The 19507-nt window shown below is 41.1% G+C and carries 21 protein-coding genes and 1 riboswitch; of the genes, 7 read left to right on the forward strand and 14 right to left on the reverse strand.

What is annotated here, in order from left to right; all coding sequences use genetic code 11:
• Nucleotides 1-17: 17 nt before the first annotated feature.
• Nucleotides 18-815 carry an alpha/beta hydrolase gene (locus tag CSV72_RS07535; protein WP_233191165.1) on the reverse strand — a complete coding sequence of 266 codons (798 nt, stop codon included), beginning with the start codon at nt 813-815 and terminating at the stop codon, nt 18-20.
• A gap of 107 nt (nt 816-922) precedes the next feature.
• Between CSV72_RS07535 and CSV72_RS07540 the strand changes: the two genes are divergently transcribed.
• Nucleotides 923-1441: a gamma carbonic anhydrase gene (locus tag CSV72_RS07540; protein WP_099677858.1), complete on the forward strand. Its 519-nt coding sequence runs from the start codon at nt 923-925 to the stop codon at nt 1439-1441.
• A 460-nt stretch (nt 1442-1901) separates the two neighbouring features.
• Here CSV72_RS07540 and CSV72_RS07545 read toward each other — a convergent pair whose 3' ends face one another.
• Nucleotides 1902-2759 carry a YitT family protein gene (locus tag CSV72_RS07545; RefSeq protein ID WP_099677859.1) on the reverse strand — a complete coding sequence of 286 codons (858 nt, stop codon included), beginning with the start codon at nt 2757-2759 and terminating at the stop codon, nt 1902-1904.
• Between the two features lie 499 nt (nt 2760-3258).
• On the opposite strand from CSV72_RS07545, the gene CSV72_RS07550 reads away from it, so the two are divergent.
• Nucleotides 3259-3423 (forward strand): Fur-regulated basic protein FbpA, encoded by a 165-nt coding sequence (locus CSV72_RS07550; RefSeq protein ID WP_099677860.1) that lies wholly within the window; start codon nt 3259-3261, stop codon nt 3421-3423.
• A 42-nt stretch (nt 3424-3465) separates the two neighbouring features.
• Here CSV72_RS07550 and CSV72_RS07555 read toward each other — a convergent pair whose 3' ends face one another.
• The 3 genes from CSV72_RS07555 to CSV72_RS07565 all read right to left on the reverse strand — a co-directional run bounded on the left by CSV72_RS07555 (nt 3466) and on the right by CSV72_RS07565 (nt 5704).
• Nucleotides 3466-4629, reverse strand: coding sequence for an MFS transporter (locus tag CSV72_RS07555; RefSeq protein ID WP_233191167.1), 1164 nt, complete (start codon nt 4627-4629; stop codon nt 3466-3468).
• The gene (locus tag CSV72_RS07560; protein WP_099677861.1) at nt 4626-5246 is read right to left on the reverse strand and encodes a TetR/AcrR family transcriptional regulator; all 621 of its coding nucleotides are present in this window, start codon (nt 5244-5246) and stop codon (nt 4626-4628) included. Before CSV72_RS07560 ends, CSV72_RS07555 begins: the two co-directional genes overlap by 4 nt.
• A gap of 224 nt (nt 5247-5470) precedes the next feature.
• Nucleotides 5471-5704: a YkuS family protein gene (locus tag CSV72_RS07565; RefSeq protein ID WP_099677862.1), complete on the reverse strand. Its 234-nt coding sequence runs from the start codon at nt 5702-5704 to the stop codon at nt 5471-5473.
• A gap of 203 nt (nt 5705-5907) precedes the next feature.
• Between CSV72_RS07565 and CSV72_RS07570 the strand changes: the two genes are divergently transcribed.
• Both CSV72_RS07570 and CSV72_RS07575 read left to right on the forward strand, forming a co-directional pair.
• Nucleotides 5908-6525 (forward strand): hypothetical protein, encoded by a 618-nt coding sequence (locus CSV72_RS07570; protein ID WP_099677863.1) that lies wholly within the window; start codon nt 5908-5910, stop codon nt 6523-6525.
• Between the two features lie 6 nt (nt 6526-6531).
• Nucleotides 6532-7305, forward strand: coding sequence for a DUF3891 family protein (locus tag CSV72_RS07575; RefSeq protein ID WP_099677864.1), 774 nt, complete (start codon nt 6532-6534; stop codon nt 7303-7305).
• A gap of 45 nt (nt 7306-7350) precedes the next feature.
• Here the strand turns inward: CSV72_RS07575 and metK are convergent, their stop codons facing one another.
• The gene (gene metK / locus CSV72_RS07580) at nt 7351-8562 is read right to left on the reverse strand and encodes a methionine adenosyltransferase (protein WP_099677865.1); all 1212 of its coding nucleotides are present in this window, start codon (nt 8560-8562) and stop codon (nt 7351-7353) included.
• Between the two features lie 176 nt (nt 8563-8738).
• A riboswitch (SAM riboswitch) is annotated at nt 8739-8858 on the reverse strand.
• Between the two features lie 177 nt (nt 8859-9035).
• On the opposite strand from metK, the gene pckA reads away from it, so the two are divergent.
• Complete coding sequence (gene pckA, locus CSV72_RS07585) at nt 9036-10628, forward strand: phosphoenolpyruvate carboxykinase (ATP) (protein WP_099677866.1); 1593 nt, start codon at nt 9036-9038, stop codon at nt 10626-10628.
• A 1307-nt stretch (nt 10629-11935) separates the two neighbouring features.
• On the opposite strand, the gene CSV72_RS07590 is transcribed toward pckA, so the two are convergent.
• The 6 genes from CSV72_RS07590 to CSV72_RS07615 form a co-directional block, all read right to left on the reverse strand.
• On the reverse strand, nt 11936-12727 hold the full coding sequence (locus CSV72_RS07590) for an alpha/beta hydrolase family protein (protein ID WP_099677867.1): 792 nt from the start codon (nt 12725-12727) through the stop codon (nt 11936-11938).
• Nucleotides 12711-13178 (reverse strand): NUDIX hydrolase, encoded by a 468-nt coding sequence (locus tag CSV72_RS07595; protein ID WP_143561159.1) that lies wholly within the window; start codon nt 13176-13178, stop codon nt 12711-12713. Before CSV72_RS07595 ends, CSV72_RS07590 begins: the two co-directional genes overlap by 17 nt.
• A gap of 48 nt (nt 13179-13226) precedes the next feature.
• On the reverse strand, nt 13227-13541 hold the full coding sequence (locus CSV72_RS07600) for a transposase (RefSeq protein WP_233191169.1): 315 nt from the start codon (nt 13539-13541) through the stop codon (nt 13227-13229).
• Between the two features lie 101 nt (nt 13542-13642).
• Nucleotides 13643-14971 (reverse strand): NAD-dependent malic enzyme, encoded by a 1329-nt coding sequence (locus tag CSV72_RS07605; protein ID WP_099677870.1) that lies wholly within the window; start codon nt 14969-14971, stop codon nt 13643-13645.
• Nucleotides 14972-15080: 109 nt separating this feature from the next.
• A complete protein-coding gene (locus CSV72_RS07610; RefSeq protein WP_099677871.1) occupies nt 15081-15260 on the reverse strand; it encodes a putative motility protein in 180 nt (59 codons plus the stop codon).
• 69 nt (nt 15261-15329) lie between these two features.
• Nucleotides 15330-15779, reverse strand: coding sequence for a Dps family protein (locus tag CSV72_RS07615; protein ID WP_099635559.1), 450 nt, complete (start codon nt 15777-15779; stop codon nt 15330-15332).
• Between the two features lie 96 nt (nt 15780-15875).
• Between CSV72_RS07615 and yidD the strand changes: the two genes are divergently transcribed.
• Together yidD and CSV72_RS07625 are read left to right on the forward strand one after the other, a co-directional pair.
• A complete protein-coding gene (yidD, locus tag CSV72_RS07620) occupies nt 15876-16118 on the forward strand; it encodes a membrane protein insertion efficiency factor YidD (RefSeq protein WP_085426761.1) in 243 nt (80 codons plus the stop codon).
• A gap of 83 nt (nt 16119-16201) precedes the next feature.
• Entirely contained in the window at nt 16202-17158 is a 957-nt protein-coding gene (locus CSV72_RS07625; protein WP_099677872.1) for a metal ABC transporter solute-binding protein, Zn/Mn family, read from the forward strand.
• Nucleotides 17159-17184: 26 nt separating this feature from the next.
• Here the strand turns inward: CSV72_RS07625 and CSV72_RS07630 are convergent, their stop codons facing one another.
• Nucleotides 17185-18621 carry an o-succinylbenzoate--CoA ligase gene (locus CSV72_RS07630; RefSeq protein ID WP_099677873.1) on the reverse strand — a complete coding sequence of 479 codons (1437 nt, stop codon included), beginning with the start codon at nt 18619-18621 and terminating at the stop codon, nt 17185-17187.
• Nucleotides 18622-18687: 66 nt separating this feature from the next.
• Nucleotides 18688-19506: a 1,4-dihydroxy-2-naphthoyl-CoA synthase gene (gene menB, locus CSV72_RS07635; protein WP_085426764.1), complete on the reverse strand. Its 819-nt coding sequence runs from the start codon at nt 19504-19506 to the stop codon at nt 18688-18690.
• Nucleotide 19507: the final 1 nt, after the last annotated feature.

A 19507-nucleotide genomic window follows, 5' to 3' on the forward strand; every position in this document is an offset into this window, starting at 1 on the left:
ATGTTCACGACCTTATTTCATTCGATAATATATCCGAGTGAATGAAGTACATTATTGATGAATGATTGTGTATATAAATAAACCCCTTCACGCTCTGGTGCTTGGATCACATCATGCTCAACATCTCTCCATCGCTTCCATTGTAGTTCAGATAAATTTTGAGCAAATGCCCACTTCCGTGTGTAATCGGTATTCGTAATTTGATCGGCTTCTCCCGTATGAAGTAATAACGGCACATCTTGAATAATTAAATCTGGCTGCAAGACCGATTTCATAAGGGTCTGTAATTCTCGGTACCAGCCGCCTGTCACTATCGGAACATACATTGGATCTTCTGCGTATTGCTCTAAGAATTCGGGATTACGCGATAAAAGTTCAGGCGTAATTTCATGATCCAAAGTCATCGATTGAGACCATTTTGTAAACATTTTCGCCCGTATTGGTGGATGATGTTCCAAGTGTAGCCAAGGTGATGTACAGATCACTCCCGCACATTCGATACGTTCCATCTGTAATAACCGAAGTAAGAATGTAGCTCCTAAACCATGACCAAATAAAAATACGGGTAAATTATCATCTAAGCCGCTTCGAATCATTTTCTTGATAAATCTGCGGTAGTCCTTAAATGCTTCTGCATGTACCTCAACACTTTCTTTACCGTGACCAGGTAAATCTCCCGCTACAACGTGAAAACCATCACTTTGAAATTTCTGTATAAGCCATTCATATCTTCTATGATGTTCATAGGCGTTATGTACAAGAACAATCACACCTTTTGCCTTACCTTCTGCTTCCCATTTCCACAAAGTTATCACTCCTTATTTAGCTATCTTATTCTATCTATTTCATTCTTATGTTTCACAAAAACTAAATGTTTGTTACGATAAATTATACATGATTATTTAGAAAAGAGGAGATTTGATTGATCTATCCATATGAAGGTAAATTACCAGAGATTGATCCATCCGTCTATGTTGCAGATTACGTAACGATTTCAGGAGATGTAACGATAGGACCCGAATCATCTATATGGTTCAACACCGTTATACGCGGGGATGTATCGCCTACTATTATTGGACGCAAAGTAAATATCCAAGATTTCTGTTGTCTACATCAGAGCCCAAAGTTTCCATTAATTCTAGAAGATAACGTGACGATCGGCCACAAAGTAATGCTTCATAGCTGCACAATTAAAACAGGTGCACTCGTTGGAATGGGCGCCACCGTGCTCGACGGGGCTGAGGTTGGTGAAGGTGCATTCATCGGTGCTGGCAGCTTGGTAACTCCAGGCAAGAAGATCCCACCTAACACATTAGCACTCGGCTCTCCAGCTCGTGTCGTTCGTGATTTGACTGACGAAGACCGAGCAGACATGACAAGAATCGTCAATGAGTATGCTCGTAAGGGTCAATTATATAAAGCGCTGCAAGAAGAGAATTAATCGAGGCGCCCGTGACTTGCGGGTGCTTATTTTAGTTACCCTTCGATTTTTGCGGACATTTTGAGTGTCACTACTTATATATCATCCTCTCCAATATATGCATGAACTCTGCGCTCTATCATGCAAACATATGAATCGTATGTTGGCCAAGTCGCCTTTGTTGATACACACTTCACTAACATATCATTTATTCGCCTGCAGTTCGTTTAGGCTGTTTTTATAAATGATAAGAGTTTTACTTTATCTATTCTAACTAGCAGTTACAAGTTTTCGCTCTATCAATGACTTACGATAGAAAAGAAAAGTTTCATCTACAGAGTAAAAAGAAAAAACAGAGTGGTATTACTTGATTAAGACTTTTACAGTAAAATCCCGGTATATAAAATGAAGACAAACTCATTTTAAGGAGTTTGCCTTCTTATAAAATAATATAGAGAAAATTTACGATAGATTTTCTGATCTAGGCTAGCTTCTCATTTTCTTTTCTAAAGAAACCAAAAATCCCTACTGTTTGTACGATATTAGTAAAGGCTTGCGGATCTGTTTCATTAATAATCCGCTCCAAATCATATAGTTCATATCTTGTGATGACAACATACAGCATATTCTTATCTTCTTTCGAGTAAGCACCTTTAGCAGGTAGTATAGTGATTCCACGTACCATTTGACGATGGATTGCTTGTTGAAGATCGTCTGCGTGCCGTGTGATAATCATCGCGGTTACTTTTTCATGTCGCGTATGAATCATGTCTATTACTGACGTCGTTACATATAACGCAACCATTGTGTACAGTGCATTTTCCGGTTCATATAGAATGCCTGCGAATACGATAAGTATACCGTTTAGCAAGAGAAAGTATATACCGATTGGTTTATCTTGCATACGTGATAGAATCATGGCGACGATGTCCATTCCGCCGGTAGATGCACCTAGCTTCAAAGATATCCCTACACCAACCCCTGCTAGCACTCCACCGAATACCGCATTCAGCATAATGTCGTCCGACATAGAACGCAATGGCAATAATTCAAGAAATAGTGTAGTGAACGCAACGGATAAAATACTATAAATTGTGAAACCTTTCCCTACTTTAAACCAACCAAGAATAAAGACTGGTATGTTAAAAAGTAATAATAAAATACCTGTACTGACGGTCATATCCAAGTGGTCCTTTAGAACACTTGATACTAACTGGGCTGCACCCGCAAACCCACTCGCATAGACATTTGCATTGATAAGAAAGAAATTTAATGACAGAGCCATAAGTAGCGATCCTAAAATTACAACCGTCACCCGTTTTGCTTCAATGAAAAACATAGCGACCTCCTATGGTAAATAACAATTTAATGCACGAACTAGATTATATCTATTCTTCCCTCATAATGGTACCCCTAAGCGTCATTTAACATAAAAATAGCCGCTAAAATGCAATTATCCTTTTCTCCGTTCTTACTATGCCACTGATTCGTCATCTGCCCTGCTATTACTACAGTTCACAACTGTCACGTCTACCGAAGTAAGTTATGAGGCAATCGATGCCATTTCATCAGATTCACCGCTTCTTAGGTCCATTTCGTAATCAGACAAAATACGCTTCCGATCGAATGATTCTGTCATTCAGTGTCGTATATGACAACATCCACACAGAATTCTTTCACTAGTGTGAATCTACTATAAATCACAAGTCCCTATTACACTACCAAAACGAAATAAAATATTTAGTTGAACGGTTCGAAAGTTTCAACTATGGATTATTCGGTTTAATTAGAAAAAATATCGGCTATATTTAGAGGGGGAATCAAGGAGGAAATGTACGATGAAAACAAACAAAAAGGTATGTGAGTCAAAACGAGACAAAATGATTGAAGAACTCGTTTCAAAAGGGGTATTTAAAATTGATGGGAAACAACTGTACGAATTACCGCTTCAATTATTAATGAAAGAATACGAAGCATTCGGTCAAACCGATATTCAAATGTAATGAAAAATGAGACGTACCCAATTGGGCACGTCTCATTTTTATTTACGCTTCTATAGCTGAAACTTTAGACTTTCTTAAAATCTTAAACAAAATAATGAGTAAAACCGTGATTCCTAGCGCAATTCCTATCACGGAATACTGGAAACGAATTGTCGGAGAGCCTGCTATCGCTGCAATTCCGTCCAATATTAAAGGCGAACTAAATTGTCCAATGAAAATCGAACTAGATACGATTGCAATCACGCGGTCACTATGAAGAGGATTAACTAGGCCGAGCGCTTTAACGTTGATCAATGGGAACAAAATTCCTTGCCCAAAACCAATTACGCATGTACAGGCTAAAATTAGTGGGACAGAATGACTTAAAGCCAAACCAGTGAATGCAACCCCCATTAAGAATATACTGATCGGCATGATATAGGATTTCAAGATATCTTGTAGCTGAATCAATGTCAGGCTAGTAATCATTCCCCCTACAGTTGTAAAAGAAATCACTGTTCCTGCCAATGCTGAGCCACCTATATCGCTTTGCTCCAAGTAGAGTGCCATGTTCGTGGCAACCGAATAGTAAACTAACATAATACCTGCGGAAGCAGCTGCATAGCCAAAAACAGTCAGCGGCATTTTCCGTTTCTCTACACTCTTATCTTGTTTAACCGGTGTGTCTTTCGGTAAGAATATAAAGACCAGAATGAAAATCACGACACCCATTAAATACACATTAAACGGAGCTCTCCAACTGATAGCTGCTAAGTAACCTGCTAGCATCATAGTGATGATTCCACCGAAGTTACTGAATGCAGAATTATACCCCATCATCTTCACTTGTTCACGGCCTCTAAAATGATCACTAATTAACGTAATCCCAAGCGGCATGACTAAGCCGACACCAGCTCCTAGCACGAATCGAAAGGCTAGTAACATTTCAATCGTATTGGTAAACTGTGCGCCTACCCCCGCCAAGACATATATGAATAAGCCGATTAGGGCAACTGTACGTTTCGGTATCCTTGACGTTAACCAACTAGAGATGAATGTAAATGGAATGATCAATAATGAAGGTGCCGTTAATATCAATTTGATAAATACGGGACTGGCCTCTGGGAAGTTTGCGGCAATCAATCCAAGGGCTGGAGATATAGCGGCTCCTGCCATAACCGTGGCCATCGAAATGGATATGATCGTTGGTTTCAACATGCGGTTCATTGGTCATCCCCCTGTTCTGGATGACGTTTTAGTTGGCGTAATACTTTTTCAGCTGATACTTTAATAGGTGAAATCTTGCGAGCATTTGTTAATAATAAGCCATGCACTAATGATAAATGATACACGGCTAATTCTTCTGCATCTCCTTCAATAAACTCCTCAGCAATTTGTCCTTTAATAATAATATGTTCAATTCTTTCGACCATGAATCGATATTTTTCCACAATTTCTTCTTTTACTTCTTGTGTTAAATAATCAGAATACAAAGCTTGCATAATCAGGATATGGCGGTGCACTCCATCACGCAATGAGCCGGAGTGAGTTGCTTCAGTAAGCCATTCCAATTGCTTTAAAGGACTGTCATGTTTTTCCTCTGCTTGATCCACTGTATCAATGAGTAAAGTAAGTAACTCAAGAATTACTGTGACGTATAGGTCTTCTTTTGATTTGAAATAGTGATAAAACAAGCCATGACTTTGTTCAGCTTTGTTTGTAATGTCACTAATTTTTGTTGCTGCATATCCTTTCGTACCAAATAATACGATAGCGGCTTCTTTTAAATCATGTTGCCGAGTATCGCGAATTTCTTGAACCTTTTCATTCTTTCGGGGTGACATAAAGGATTTTCAACTCACTTCTTTTTATTGATTGACTCACGAGTCAATGTTGAACAGTTTACTGTCTTACTGGCATCTTGTCAACATCCAAATGACGCGGAATCATTTTTAATAGAATGATTTACTCGATCCCTACATTCAACACCTATCATTTTCTTTACAAAAAAACTGAAGAACAAACCCTATTGGGCTCGTCTTCAGTCTAAGATATCATTATTCAATTATTAGCGATGTAATCTCTTATCCACATCTTCTACGATGTCTTGTACGGAGTTCCCTTCAATGCTAACTACCGGGAAGTCGAATTGGTCGATGTTGACATCACTCAACGCGCGTACAACTCCCATATCGTATCCACTTAAATTTTCATCACTTTCAAACATCTTTACTTCGTGACCCTTTTCCTCTAGTGCTTGTTTCACATCATCAAATGGTACTTCTACTGCGATTTTCGCCATGTTCTATTCCTCCTAAGTTCATGATTATATTCGTTAATACTTTGTATTTCCCCACCCACAATTAAATTAAACATAGCGTCTAATGCAATGTGTGTTTGACTGGTAATAATTAGACGATTCATTTTGTAGGAAGTGGGTATTTTACTATTACAGCCTTAGAGTTATTATATGAAATAGATTTTATAGAAGGAGTCGACGTGATTATGTTCGGTTTATCAGATCTCATTGGCTTAGTTATTTCTAGTTTTATCATTTTACCTGTTGTTACGTTTCTAAGAGAATCTGGTTATTTCCTAATTAGTGGGCTCTTTGGCGTGAAAAATGCCAGACTCACGATTGGATCTGGACCCAGACTTTTAAAATTAGGTGTTTTAGATATACGTAAGTATTATCATGTCAACAGCTGGTTCTCCTTCGATTCAGTTAAAAGAAAGAGCAATTTTGCATATATATGTATTTATGCCGGTCCTATATTAATTAACGTAGTAGTGGCTCTCACGATGAATGCTTTAATCGCAAATGGATTCTTTGAAGATTCCAAGACATTCTGGAATCGCTTTATTTTCTACGCATTCTATTTTGTGCTATACGACTCCATTCCAATGAAAACGGTCAATGGCAAACCAAATAACGGTATGATTATTTATGAACTTCTTCGATACGGCAAACGTGTCGACTTCAATGAAGAACCTCTCATTCCAGGGACAACAGAAGCAGATGAAATGTATCAAGAAGAAGTGGAGAAAATCGAGCGAATAGAAGAAAAGATCAAAGAAACAATTATACAAAATGACGGCTTTCCACCCGACAAGAAAGGATGAACTGAGATGATTGTACGTGAACACGAGAAGTCATTTATCTTCGTACAACAACATCATCATGGACACCTAGCTGAAGAATTAATGAAACATTGGAAAAAGGATATGTTTCCTGATGATCAATGGCGCCCTTCTGTACTAACCGCCATTAGGAACCACGACATCGGCTGGTCTTCTTTTGACGAACAACCTTTTTGGAATGATACGACGTCTGCACCTTTTCAATTCACCGACTTCCCTCTTCTCCCTAAAACCGTCCTTTATCGTCAAGGAATCGATGAGGTTGAAAAGATAGATCATTACGCAGCTATGCTTTGCAGTTTTCATTATGAACAGTTTATGCAAAGCAGCAATGAGAAAGCAGCAAACCTTTTTATCGAGGGCGAACAAAATCGTCGGGAACGATTATCTAGAGAAGTCGAGGGTTATACTAAAGAATTATTTGAAAAACATTTCGCTTTGCTTCAGCTTGGGGATAATTTTTCTTTATATTGTTGTGTGAATGATTCTGGGGTGGATAAAGCGAATGAACATGCATTTTTTCGTAACGGCATTCCTTCCCCGGGTATTTTCCATTCATTACCGATAGGACGAATTGGGATATACTTTGCAGATCAACACACTATTAAGGTAGAGGATTATCCATTTTGCTGTTCGTTTGATATGGAAGTGAAGCAAAAGAATGTGTTGAAACAAGATATTAAGGATAAAGGATTGCAAGTAGCTTATACAGAGGTAGACTATGAAGTAATTCGTTTTCATTTTTCGCCTGCAACCAAATAAAAAGTGCAGAAAGAGGTAGTAATCCCCTTTCTGCACTTCATGACTTTATTGTTTCACACGTACTTTACTAGCAAGTTCTTTCAACGCTTCCACTTTATCCGTCTGCTCCCATGGCAATTCGATATCAGTGCGGCCGAAGTGACCGTATGCAGCTGTTTGTTTGTAGATTGGACGACGTAGGTCAAGCATTTTAATAATTCCTGCCGGACGAAGGTCAAATAATTCACGTACGAACTCCACTAATTGCGTTTCGGATAGTTTACCCGTATCGAATGTGTTGATCGAGATAGAAACCGGGCTTGCTACTCCAATAGCATAAGCCAACTGAACTTCACAGTGCTCAGCTAATCCTGCTGCGACAATGTTCTTTGCAACATAACGAGCTGCATAAGAAGCGGATCGGTCTACTTTTGTAGCGTCTTTACCTGAGAATGCACCGCCACCATGACGGGCATATCCACCGTACGTATCGACGATGATTTTACGTCCAGTCAGACCGGAGTCTCCTTGAGGTCCACCCACAACAAAGCTGCCAGTAGGATTAATAAAGTATTTAGTATCCTCGTCCAATAAGTTTTTGGGAACTACTTCATCAATGACAACTTTCTTTATATCCTTCTCAATTTGCTCGAGTGTTGCTTCAGGATGATGTTGTGTGGAAATAACGATTGTGTCAATTCGCACAGGATTATTATCTTGATCGTATTCTACCGTTACTTGCGTTTTACCGTCCGGACGTAAATAAGAAATCAGTTCTTCTTTACGAGCTTGAGCCAGGCGATGTGCCAATTTATGAGATAAGCTGATTGGTAAAGGCATTAATTCCGGCGTTTCATTACATGCATATCCAAACATTAGACCTTGGTCTCCTGCACCGATTGCATCTAATTCTTCATCAGACATAGAACCTTCGCGTGCTTCGAGCGCCACGTTAACACTTGCAGCGATTTCAGGTGATTGCTCATCAATGGAAGTAAGTACAGCGGATGTTTCGTAATCAAAGCCGTATTTTGCACGAACATAGCCAATTTCCTTAACCGTATCGCGAACAACTTTTGGAATATCCACATACGTTGTCGTAGTGATTTCTCCCATTACTAATACGAGTCCAGTCGTGATACTCGTTTCACATGCCACACGCGCATTTGGATCTTCCGTTAGGATCGCATCTAAAATTGCGTCTGAAATTTGGTCGCACATCTTGTCAGGATGGCCTTCTGTAACTGATTCTGATGTAAACAGTCGACGGTTTGTCATTTTGTTTCCCCCTATATTAAGCATCATGATACGGTACTCTCATAAGTCCCTGGTAAAGTTCCACGCCTAGACGTCAAGCATATACCATAAGGATTCAGGGCTAGACAATATAAAAAGCCCTCTACTCATATTCAATCCATGAGTAAAAGGCAAAATTTCACGCGCAGCACCTTTCACTCTTATCGTCCAAGGAATTAAACCTTGCTTCAGGTTTGGCACCTTCGCGTTAGACTTCCGTCTATTGCAGGTTGCCGGGTTTCACAGGGCCTGTACCCTCCACCAACTCGGGATAAGAGTATCCGTTCATGTCACATCGTATTAAAAAGTTTGGATTTTGTCAAATTATTTATCCTAAATCACTTGAGTTTTCCATTAGTATAGATTAATATTCTTAATGTGTTATACTATTTACGAATTAGGATATTCTCATCAAAATAAAAATAAATCGACTACGCAAAGGACGGTATGTAAACATGATATCTGCAAAAATTGATGATAGTTTAAAAAGTCTTCTTAGTGGAAGCAACGTGACGATCCAAGCGTCTGTGGCGGAATTAACAGAAAAAGCAGTAGCAAGAGACGAAGCTAAACTTTCTGCTGATGGTGCAATCACTGCACGTACAGGTAAATATACAGGACGCTCACCTAAGGACAAATTCATCGTTGAAGATGCAGTGTCTAAGGATAAAGTAGATTGGGGTAGTACGAACAGTCCGATTTCAGAAAAGATCTTTGATTCATTATACACGAAAGTCATCGATCATTTGAAGGAAAAAGATGAACTCTTTGTATTTAAAGGGTTTGCAGGAGCAGATAAAGACTCACAATTGTCTATCCAAGTAATTAATGAATTAGCTTGGCAAAATCTGTTTGTTCACCAACTATTCATCCGTCCTACCGAAGAAGAATTAAAAGTACATGAATCGCAATTCACAATTTTGGCTGCCCCTTCATTCAAAGCGGATCCAAAAGTGGATGGCACAAACTCTGAAACGTTCATCATTGTTTCGCTTGAAAAGCGAATTGTCTTGATCGGTGGAACAGAGTATGCTGGAGAAATGAAAAAGTCTATTTTCTCCGTTATGAACTTCTTGCTTCCTGAGCAAGATATTCTATCTATGCACTGTTCAGCAAACGTTGGAGAAGAAGGCGATGTCGCTCTATTCTTCGGACTTTCTGGAACAGGTAAAACTACACTTTCAGCAGATGCTAACCGTAAACTTATTGGAGACGATGAGCATGGATGGTCTGATAATGGCGTATTTAACATTGAAGGTGGATGTTACGCAAAATGTATCAACCTTTCTGCCGAAAAAGAACCTGAAATCTTCGGAGCAATCCGTTTCGGTGCTGTTTTAGAAAACGTAGTACTGGATGAAGAAACGCGCATTCCTGATTATGATGATAAATCACTAACAGAAAATACACGTGCTGCTTATCCAATCGAAAATATCGATAATATTGTGACACCGTCTGTTGCGGGTCACCCGAAGAACATCATCTTCCTTACGGCTGATGCTTCTGGCGTATTGCCTCCAATCTCGATTCTTACAAAAGAACAGGCAATGTACCACTTCTTGAGCGGCTTCACTTCCAAACTTGCTGGAACTGAGCGTGGAATTACTGCTCCTGAACCAACATTCTCTACTTGCTTCGGTTCACCGTTCTTACCACTTCCTGCAGCAACATATGCAGAGATGCTTGGAAAGAAAATCGATGAGCATGGTTCAAAAGTATTCCTTGTGAATACAGGATGGACTGGCGGAATTTACGGTGTAGGTTCACGTATGAACTTAGGCTACACACGTTCAATGGTACGCGCTGCAATCGCTGGTAAATTGGATAATGTAGAAACAAAGAAGAACGAAATCTTCGGATTGAACATGCCGCTTGAAATCGAAGGTGTACCGAGTAATGTTCTACACCCTCGTTACGCTTGGGAAGATCCGAATGAATACGATAAAGAAGCAAATCGCTTAGCTGATGCTTTCCGTGAGAACTTCAAGAAATTCTCACATGTTTCAGAAGACATCGCAATTAAAGGCGGACCTCCCGTCATTAAATAATGTTATATGAAAGAGGCTGACCAGGAATTCCTGGTCAGCCTCTTTTTTGGTTTTAATTTTCTTATAGCTTCGGGTGTAGGGCAGTTTGGCTAGTTGTTTATACTCGTTGAAGTGCTGTCGGATTACGTTTCTGTTAAGAGTGCGTAATAAGCGGCGGTGGGTTGTGGTTCTTGCAGGTGCATTTTCTGTTTCCTGTTTGTTCAGGAGGTTGTGGTTTAGCTGCCTATATAAGTGGAGAGTGCATTGTCGCCACTTCGGCGCTGGTGGATGGCTTTCGCGAGGAGCCAGAGACAGGTAGTTCACCTGTCTTTGTCTCCTCGCTACGCCTACCACAGCAGTCGCCTTCGTTGGATTGCGGGTAGAACAGTTTAGATAGGTGTTTTTAGTCGTGGAAGTGCTATCGGATTACGTTTCTGTAATGGGTGCGTAATAAGCAGCACGGGGTTTTGGTTCTAGCAGGTGCTTTTCTTTTTCCTGTTCAATCGGGAGGTTGTGGTTTAGCTACCAATGTAAGTGGCAAGTCCATTGTCCCCACTTCGGCGCTGGTGGATGGCTTTCGCGATGAGCCAGAGACAGGAAAGTTCACCTGTCTTTGTCTCATCGCTACGCCTACCACAGCAGGCGCCTTCGTTGGATTGGGTATAGGGCAGTTCGTATACTTCTATTTCAAAAGTACAAGATCAGTATCACCAAATCACTGATCTTTTTCCTATTAGAACCACAAATTAACTAAATACCCCACTGTAGCGCAGGCACAACTGCGGGGTAGGCCGTGGCCGGGAGACAACTGGCAGCACTATCGCCATCTGGCTCCTGGCTGTAGGCAATCCCCCACGTGCCTGCGCGTGTCCAGAAAACGAACACTTACTAACTTCAGTCCCCAACAACCAGTCGAGCAACGACCCTACCGAAAAGTGAAAAAGACCCTCAGCGGCATAGTCTTTCCGCCAACCGCATTTGCAGGTTGGGTAAGGTTCGCAATTTATCATTTTTAGAAACACAACCAAAATAAATACCGCTCAGCAGCGCAGGCACAACTGCGGGGTAGGCCGTGGCCATGAGACAACTGGCGGCACTTTGCCAGCTGGCTCATGGCTGTAGGCAATCCCCCACGTGCCTGCGCGAGTCCAGAAAGCAGACACTCACCAACTTCAGTAAACAACAACCAGTCGAGCAACGACCACAACCAAAAGTGAAAAAGACCCGCAGCCGCATAGTCTTCCCGCCAACCGCGTTTCCAGGTTGGGTAAGGTACGCAAATTGTCATTGAATAACTGATCAAACACATTTAACCTAGCCTATCTTCTTCATTGCCTCTTCATCCAATCCACTGCATCTTTTACAAGCCGCCGATTCATTTCAGGAGGAATGTAATGCGTATAGCCTTCCAAATACCAAGTTTCATACTTTTTATTCGCATCACGTAATGCATTCTCCAGCAATAACGCCTGTTCAAAAGACACATTCGTATCGAGAGTTCCGTGGATAATTAGTGTCGGTATATCGATATCCTCCATGCGGAATAAGGCTGTTCTCTCACGATACGCATCTGGTTGATTATTCGGCGTGCCACCGATGACACGCTTCATCATACGGCGCATATCCTGTCGCTCTTTGTACGTGAAGACCACGTCTGAAACGCCTGCCCATGTCACCATAGATGTTAAATCATCGCGCATAATGGCTGTCCATAATGCCATAATCCCGCCCCTGGAAAAAGAAAATAGATGTATGCGATCTGAATTGACAGTGCTTTGCTGTTTAAGAACTTCTACACCTGTCACTGCATCATTGCGATCCTCTCCAGCAAATTCGTCCTTTCCTTCACCGCCACGATTGCCGCGATAATAAGGAGCGAACACTACAAGCCCATGAGATGCAAATTGTGCAATACGCGCCGGTCTAACCATCCCTACATGTTGGATGCCACCCCGTAAATATAGCAATCCATCGTACCGTCCTTTTGCTTTTGGTGTAGCAAGCAGGCCTTTTACAAGCAAACCGTCAGAACTGTAGGTGATTTCTTCCAATTTAACATGTGGGTTTGGAGAGGGATAGTCTCTTCTTCGAATGATTGTACCATTAGTTTGTTCCATCATTCGCTTCCACCCACTTCCTAAGTTCACCCATTCCACGATCTTTCATGTGAAAACTGAGTTCTGTACAGGCGTCTAGCTCAGCGTCTGTCATCCACACCGCACCCTCTGTTTCCATTAATGTAAAGTCTTTTTCTATGTGTAGTATATCTCCTGTAAAAACCGCTTTGCAAAACGGAGGGTCTGTAAAGACGACGTACTCCGCAAATGAATGGACGTTTTCTATAGTGACACCTGTTTCTTCCATTGTTTCCCGAATTGCAGCTTGCTCAATGGTCTCTCCTAGTTCCGCTTTTCCACCTGGGAATTCAATGCCGCGTATTCTATGTTTAGTTAATAACCAGCGCTCGTTGTGCTTAATCATAACGAGCACATGGCGAGATTCGATATGATGTGGATTTAGTCCAAACGTCAATTCGACATTGGCCCCCTGTAAATCTTCAAATTTCAGCAATATGGATCACGTCCTTTCCTCTAGTGTAGCGGAAAGGTAAGTGAAGATTCAACGAAATAGCGGTAGTTGTTCGATAAACCGTTTAGACTCATCGTCGGTGTATTCATGGATCAATGCGAAGACCTTCTTTAAACGCAAATCCACCTTATCGTTGTCTTTGTCATAATGATATGGAATATACGGTAAATGGGATCGGAGAAAGTTTTGGAATTCCAGTTGTTCCATTTGAGAAAACAGTTTTTCGAATACTGGATATGCTTCTCTTGTCACTTCTACTTTATATTCCCATGTCGAGGAGTGAGGATCTGTAAGAACTAATTTGTGATTAAGTGATATATACATCGGATATTTTTCTTCTGTCATAATCATCCTACTTTCTTTTTTACGTAGCATGGCTCGTTATGAAAAATATATTCTGCATATAAAAAAACCTATTAACGGCATATCGTCAATAGGTCTTCGTATTATATTTCTTGATCTTGTTCTTCATACACTACTTTTTCAACTGCAAGCGCTACATTAATGTGTACGTTAGGATCTAATGGATGTGGTACTAAATCGTCTCGCTTCGTACTATCCACAATCGCCAGAGCGGCAGCGATGAGCATCGGGTACGTGATGGATTTCGCATTGGCATTTAGTGCGCCACGGAAAATGCCTGGGAAACCGAGAACATTATTGACTAAACGGCCATCTGCTGCATAGGCTGCGCCAGCTTCCACTGCAATTTCCGGAGTGATTTCTGCGTTAGGATTAGATAAAGCCAGGATAATTTGCCCTTTACGAATCATTTCTGGCTTAATTAAATTAGCCACACCAGTTGTCGCAATGACTACATCACATGTCTCCATAATTTCTTCCATTGTTTCAACGACAGTACCGCCGTAATCTGCTAACATCTCTTTAGCATGAGGATTGGGGTCTGTTCCCTTCATTTCTGCTACACCATATGCCATAAACATACGACTGATTGCTAAACCTGCTGCGCCTAGACCGATTTGTCCGACTGAAGCATTAGTCAGTTCGACTCCGACATGTTTGCATGCTGTGAGCGTTGCCGCCAATGCAACGACTGCTGTACCGTGTTGGTCATCATGCATAACAGGAATAGGCAATTCCTTTTTCAACCGCTCTTCGATTTCAAAACAATGTGGGGAGCCGATATCTTCCAGTAAGATCGCACCAAAGCCTTGATGGATATGTTTGATCGTTTCGACGACTTCATCGGGATTACTCGTATCAAGTAAAATCGGGATACCACTAATACCAACGAACTGATCAAACAAGACCGCTTTTCCTTCCATAACAGGCATACCAGCTACGGGACCAATATTACCAAGTCCTAAAATAGCCGTACCATCTGTCACGATTGCCACTGTATTTGAAATACCTGTGAAGTAATTTGCCTGTTCCGGATCTTCCTGAATAGTTTTGCATACACTTGCTACACCCGGTGTATACACTCTTCGTAAGTCTGCCAGAGAACGGATTTCATGTGTGGCTTTCATATGAATTTTTCCACCTTCATGCATTTGCAATACATCATCCGTAACAGCTTGAACTTTAATACCTTCTTTTAAGTTTTCAATCGCCACGACGATTTCAGCCAAATGCTTTTGATCATTACATTGTAACGCAATTTCTCTAATCGTGGATAGAGTTCCTACTTTGATTGTTTGGATGTCCCCAATATCGCCATTCAGCTGACCGATTGCCATAGTTACCTTGCCAAGATTTCCCGGTTTAGAAGGAGTTTCGATAATTAAATTACGCAAAAACTGTCCTTGAGCCATCTTCTGTTTACCTCCTACTATGTCCTGTTTTAATCATATTCTACCAGTATCTTTACTTACGTCCATAAAAAAACACACATCTCTAATCATATGAGATGTGTGTCGCCAATCAAGCCTTGATATCAATAGAAGCGCCCTTTGTCGGATGCGCAACAGGTTGATTTTCAAGGCCGTTCAGCATATCAGTCATAGCAGAAGTCTCCATTGAAAGAGCCTTATTCATGACGCTCATTTGAACGGTTGATTGCAAGCTTCTCAACTGGCTGGACATTATTGAATTGATATCCATATCGTTCAACTCCTTCCTGGTTTTCACTTCTTACTATCGGTTATTTCCTGGATGGATGAATGAAGAGTTTTACTCGTTTGTTTCACCGAGAAACGCATTTAACATCCACTGATGCTTCTCAATGCTCTGATGCACCGCATTTAACATATCTTCAGTCATATCATCCGAATCCTTCGCTGCAAGCTCCATACCCTTTTTCAATGATTTCATTATCTTATCAAAGTCATCTACTAGTGTTTGTACCATCTCATTTGATTTTTCTGTGCCTTTTGCTTCATCGACAACAGATTCAGTCAAATGCTGTGTTAGTGTTGCAGTCGGTTCGCCACCTAATGTCAGTACGCGTTCTGCAATTTCGTCCATATGCGCTGTAGCTTCATTGTATAACTCTTCAAATTTAGCATGCAATGTGAAGAATTGATTTCCTTTTACATACCAGTGATAGTTATGAAGTTTCGCATACAACACCGACCATGTAGATACTTGTTTGTTTAGTTCCTGAATTAATTCTTTAGACATAAAAAAACACTCCTCTTAAATTGTATTATGCTTCTCTCTTTTAATTTACCACATCTATAGGTAAACTAAACCTTATTACGTCAGAAGGTGATGGATATGCTAAAGAAAGTATTTATACAACTGATCCGGTTCTACCAGAAATTTATTTCTCCCTTATCACCACCCTCTTGCCGATTTCATCCGACTTGTTCACATTACGGGGTAGAAGCAATTGAAACACACGGGGCACTTAAAGGTAGTTGGCTTGCAGTCATGCGGATTTTAAAATGTCATCCTTTTCATAAAGGTGGATTCGATCCAGTGCCTCCCAAAAAAACGAATAAAAACAAGCAGTACTAGGTTGCAAACATATATCATATCTTGTATGATGAGAAAATAATCTAAATAGTAATCATTCCGATTACGTAACGGAGGCTTTTCTAATGAAAAATCGTTTGCTGTTGCTAGGTGCCGCTTTGTTACTCGTATTAAGTGGTTGTACCAATAATGCAACGACTGAACCGGATGATTCGTCATCCGATAAATTACTCGTCTATACGACAGTCTACCCATTGCAATACTTCACTGAACGTATTGGTGGAGAGTATGTTGACGTGAAATCTATCTATCCTCCTGGGACAGATGAGCACGTGTTTGAACCTACACAGAAAGATATGATGGCCCTTGCTAAAGGAGATTTATTCTTCTATATCGGACTTGGACTTGAAGGATTTGTACAAAAGACGGAGAAAACGTTGCAGAATGAGGATGTGCAGTTTGTTCCAATCGCCGATTCTATTGATCCCGAGGAATTAGAAGAAGGTCATTCCCACGAACATGGAGAAGAAGAGCATCACGATCATGGGCATGGTGATGTGGTCGATCCCCACGTTTGGATATCACCTTATCTAAGCACGAAGCTTGCAGAGAAAATCACGCAAGAGTTGTCGGATGAACTACCTGAACATGCAGAGGCATTCAAGAAAAACTTCGAAGTTTTATATGATGAATTAGAAGAATTAGATCGCGGATTTAAAACAATGGCTGATGCCGCACCAAACAAAACATTCTTCGTATCTCATGCAGCGTTTGGCTACTTGGCTGATGCTTACGGATTACAGCAACTTGCAGTATCTGGTCTTGATTCTCAGAATGAACCTTCACAAAAAGAATTGGCTTCTCTTGTAAAAGATGCAAAAGAACAAGACATCCAGTATATTTTATTTGAACAAAACGTCAGCTCAAAACTGGCTGATGTCATCAAAAAAGAACTGGATGCCGAAGCGCTTACTTTGCATAATTTGAGTGTGCTTACTGAAGAAGATATACAAAAGGAAGAAACATACTTCACTCTCATGGAACAAAATTTAGAAGTACTGAAAAAAGCATTAGGGAACTAACAGTGGATGAAAACTCCACTGTTTTTTTATAGCCATTTTTTCAATTCGAATCGCATCAATTTATTCGATGCGTTACGTGGCAGTTGCTCTACAAATCGAAATTCTTTTGGAAGTTTATAACGTGCTAAACGTTTCGAACAGAATTCTACTAGTTCTTCCTCATTAACTGAACCGACAAGGAACGCAACGGGTACTTGCCCCCATTCCATATCTTCTTTACCACATACGCCGGCTTCCCTTATAGCAGGATGTGCCAGCAATACATTTTCAATCTCGGCAGGATAAATATTCTCTCCACCTGAAATAATCAAATCAGCACGTCGATCGACGATGAATAAATAGCCTTCCTCGTCAAGATAGCCAGCATCCCCTGTAGCGAGCCAACCGTCTTCGGTCAGCGCATTGCGTGTACGTTGGCTTCCAATGTAACCTGGCGTCACGTGAGGACCTTTTATGAGCACTTCTCCTACTTCTCCTGGTTGAACGGTATCTTTAATTGCAACTTGATTGAAAAATAACGGTTTCCCCGCTGAACCTAGCTTTCGCGCGGCATCCGATTTTCCTAGTGTTGTCGTTTGCGAACAAGTTTCGGTCATGCCATATGTCTGAAGTATCGGTAATCCACACGCGGTCGCGCGCTCCAAATAATCCAGTGGCACGGGGCCTCCACCAACCAGCATAGTACGAAATAGCGGATGTGCTTTACTATCAGTTGCTTCCATTACACGAACAATTTGATCCAACGTCAGCGCAACGACGGACATAGCCGTGACACGCCCTGCTATGATTTGTGCAGCAGCCTCTTTTGCATCAAATTTTTCGTACAAGCGCATTTCCATTCCATAAATTACAGAACGAATGACGATCGACAGTCCACTTATATGGAATAAAGGCATCATGCAAAGCCAAGAATCTTGGTGGGTCAAACCGAGATTCAGAGCAGAAGCAAGTGCGCTCGAAGTATGATTACCCGCTGTCTGTCGAACTCCTTTAGGAACCCCTGTAGTGCCTGAAGTATACATAATCGATAGCGTCTGATCTTCAGTCCACTGATCCAGAATAATGAACCCCTTCTGTTCAGACTTTCGAACTGTCGAATAAAATAAGTTCTCGATGTCATCCAATTTAGGAAGTGTTTGTATTTGATCATCTACAAGCACAAGTGTTGCTTCGGAATCACGTACTTGCCAGCATAATTCCTGTTCTGTCAGCCGATTATTCAGACAGACTACTTCCACACTTAATAACCAACATGCATGAATAAAGAGTACCGTTTGTTCATTGGACTGACTGAGCAGCGCTACCCTACTCTCAGGTTGTACTCCGAGATGATGAAGTTGTTGTGCGATTTCAAGCGATTGTTCATATAATTCACGGTATGACCATCGTCCTTGTCCGGTCACTAAAGCTGATGCATCAGGCGTCAATTTGGCTCGTTGCACAAGCCAATTTGGAATGATCATAGGTAACTCCTCCAATTAAAATTAACGTAATGAAAAAGCTGCCCAAGTTAGGCAGCTTTCATTTGTTTAAGGGAATCGTGGGAACTGATCGAAGTCTGGTTTGCGCTTTTCTTTAAACGCATCTCGTCCTTCTTTCGCTTCATCTGTTGTGTAATAAAGCAATGTTGCGTCTCCAGCCAATTGCTGAAGTCCTGCCAAACCGTCTGTATCAGCGTTCATGGCAGCTTTCAAGAAGCGAAGTGCAGTTGGACTCTTGCCTAGCATTTCTTCACACCATTGAACAGTTTCGTCTTCTAGCTGCTCATAAGGAACGACTGTATTGACTAAGCCCATATCGAGTGCTTCCTGTGCGTCATATTGACGGCATAGGTACCAGATTTCACGTGCTTTCTTATGACCAACAATACGCGCGAGGTATCCTGAACCATATCCTGCGTCAAACGAGCCTACAGTAGGTCCTGTTTGTCCGAAACGTGCATTGTCTGCAGCAATCGTTAAGTCACACACTACATGTAACACGTGACCGCCACCGATTGCGTATCCTGCAACCATTGCGACAACAGGCTTTGGAATAACGCGAATCAAGCGTTGAAGATCTAAAACGTTCAAGCGTGGAATTTCGTCGTCTCCAACATATCCACCGTGACCACGAACAGATTGATCGCCTCCTGAACAGAAAGCTTTCTCTCCTTCACCTGTTAACACGATAACTCCAATTCGCTGATCATCTCTTGCGCGTGAAAATGCATCGATCATTTCCATTACTGTTTTCGGACGGAATGCGTTGCGTACTTCCGGACGATTGATCGTGATTTTTGCGATACCATTGTACATTTCGTACTTGATATCATCATATGTACGAAGCGTTTCCCATTGACGGGTCATA

This window comes from Sporosarcina sp. P20a (assembly GCF_002743175.1).
Taxonomy (GTDB): domain Bacteria; phylum Bacillota; class Bacilli; order Bacillales_A; family Planococcaceae; genus Sporosarcina.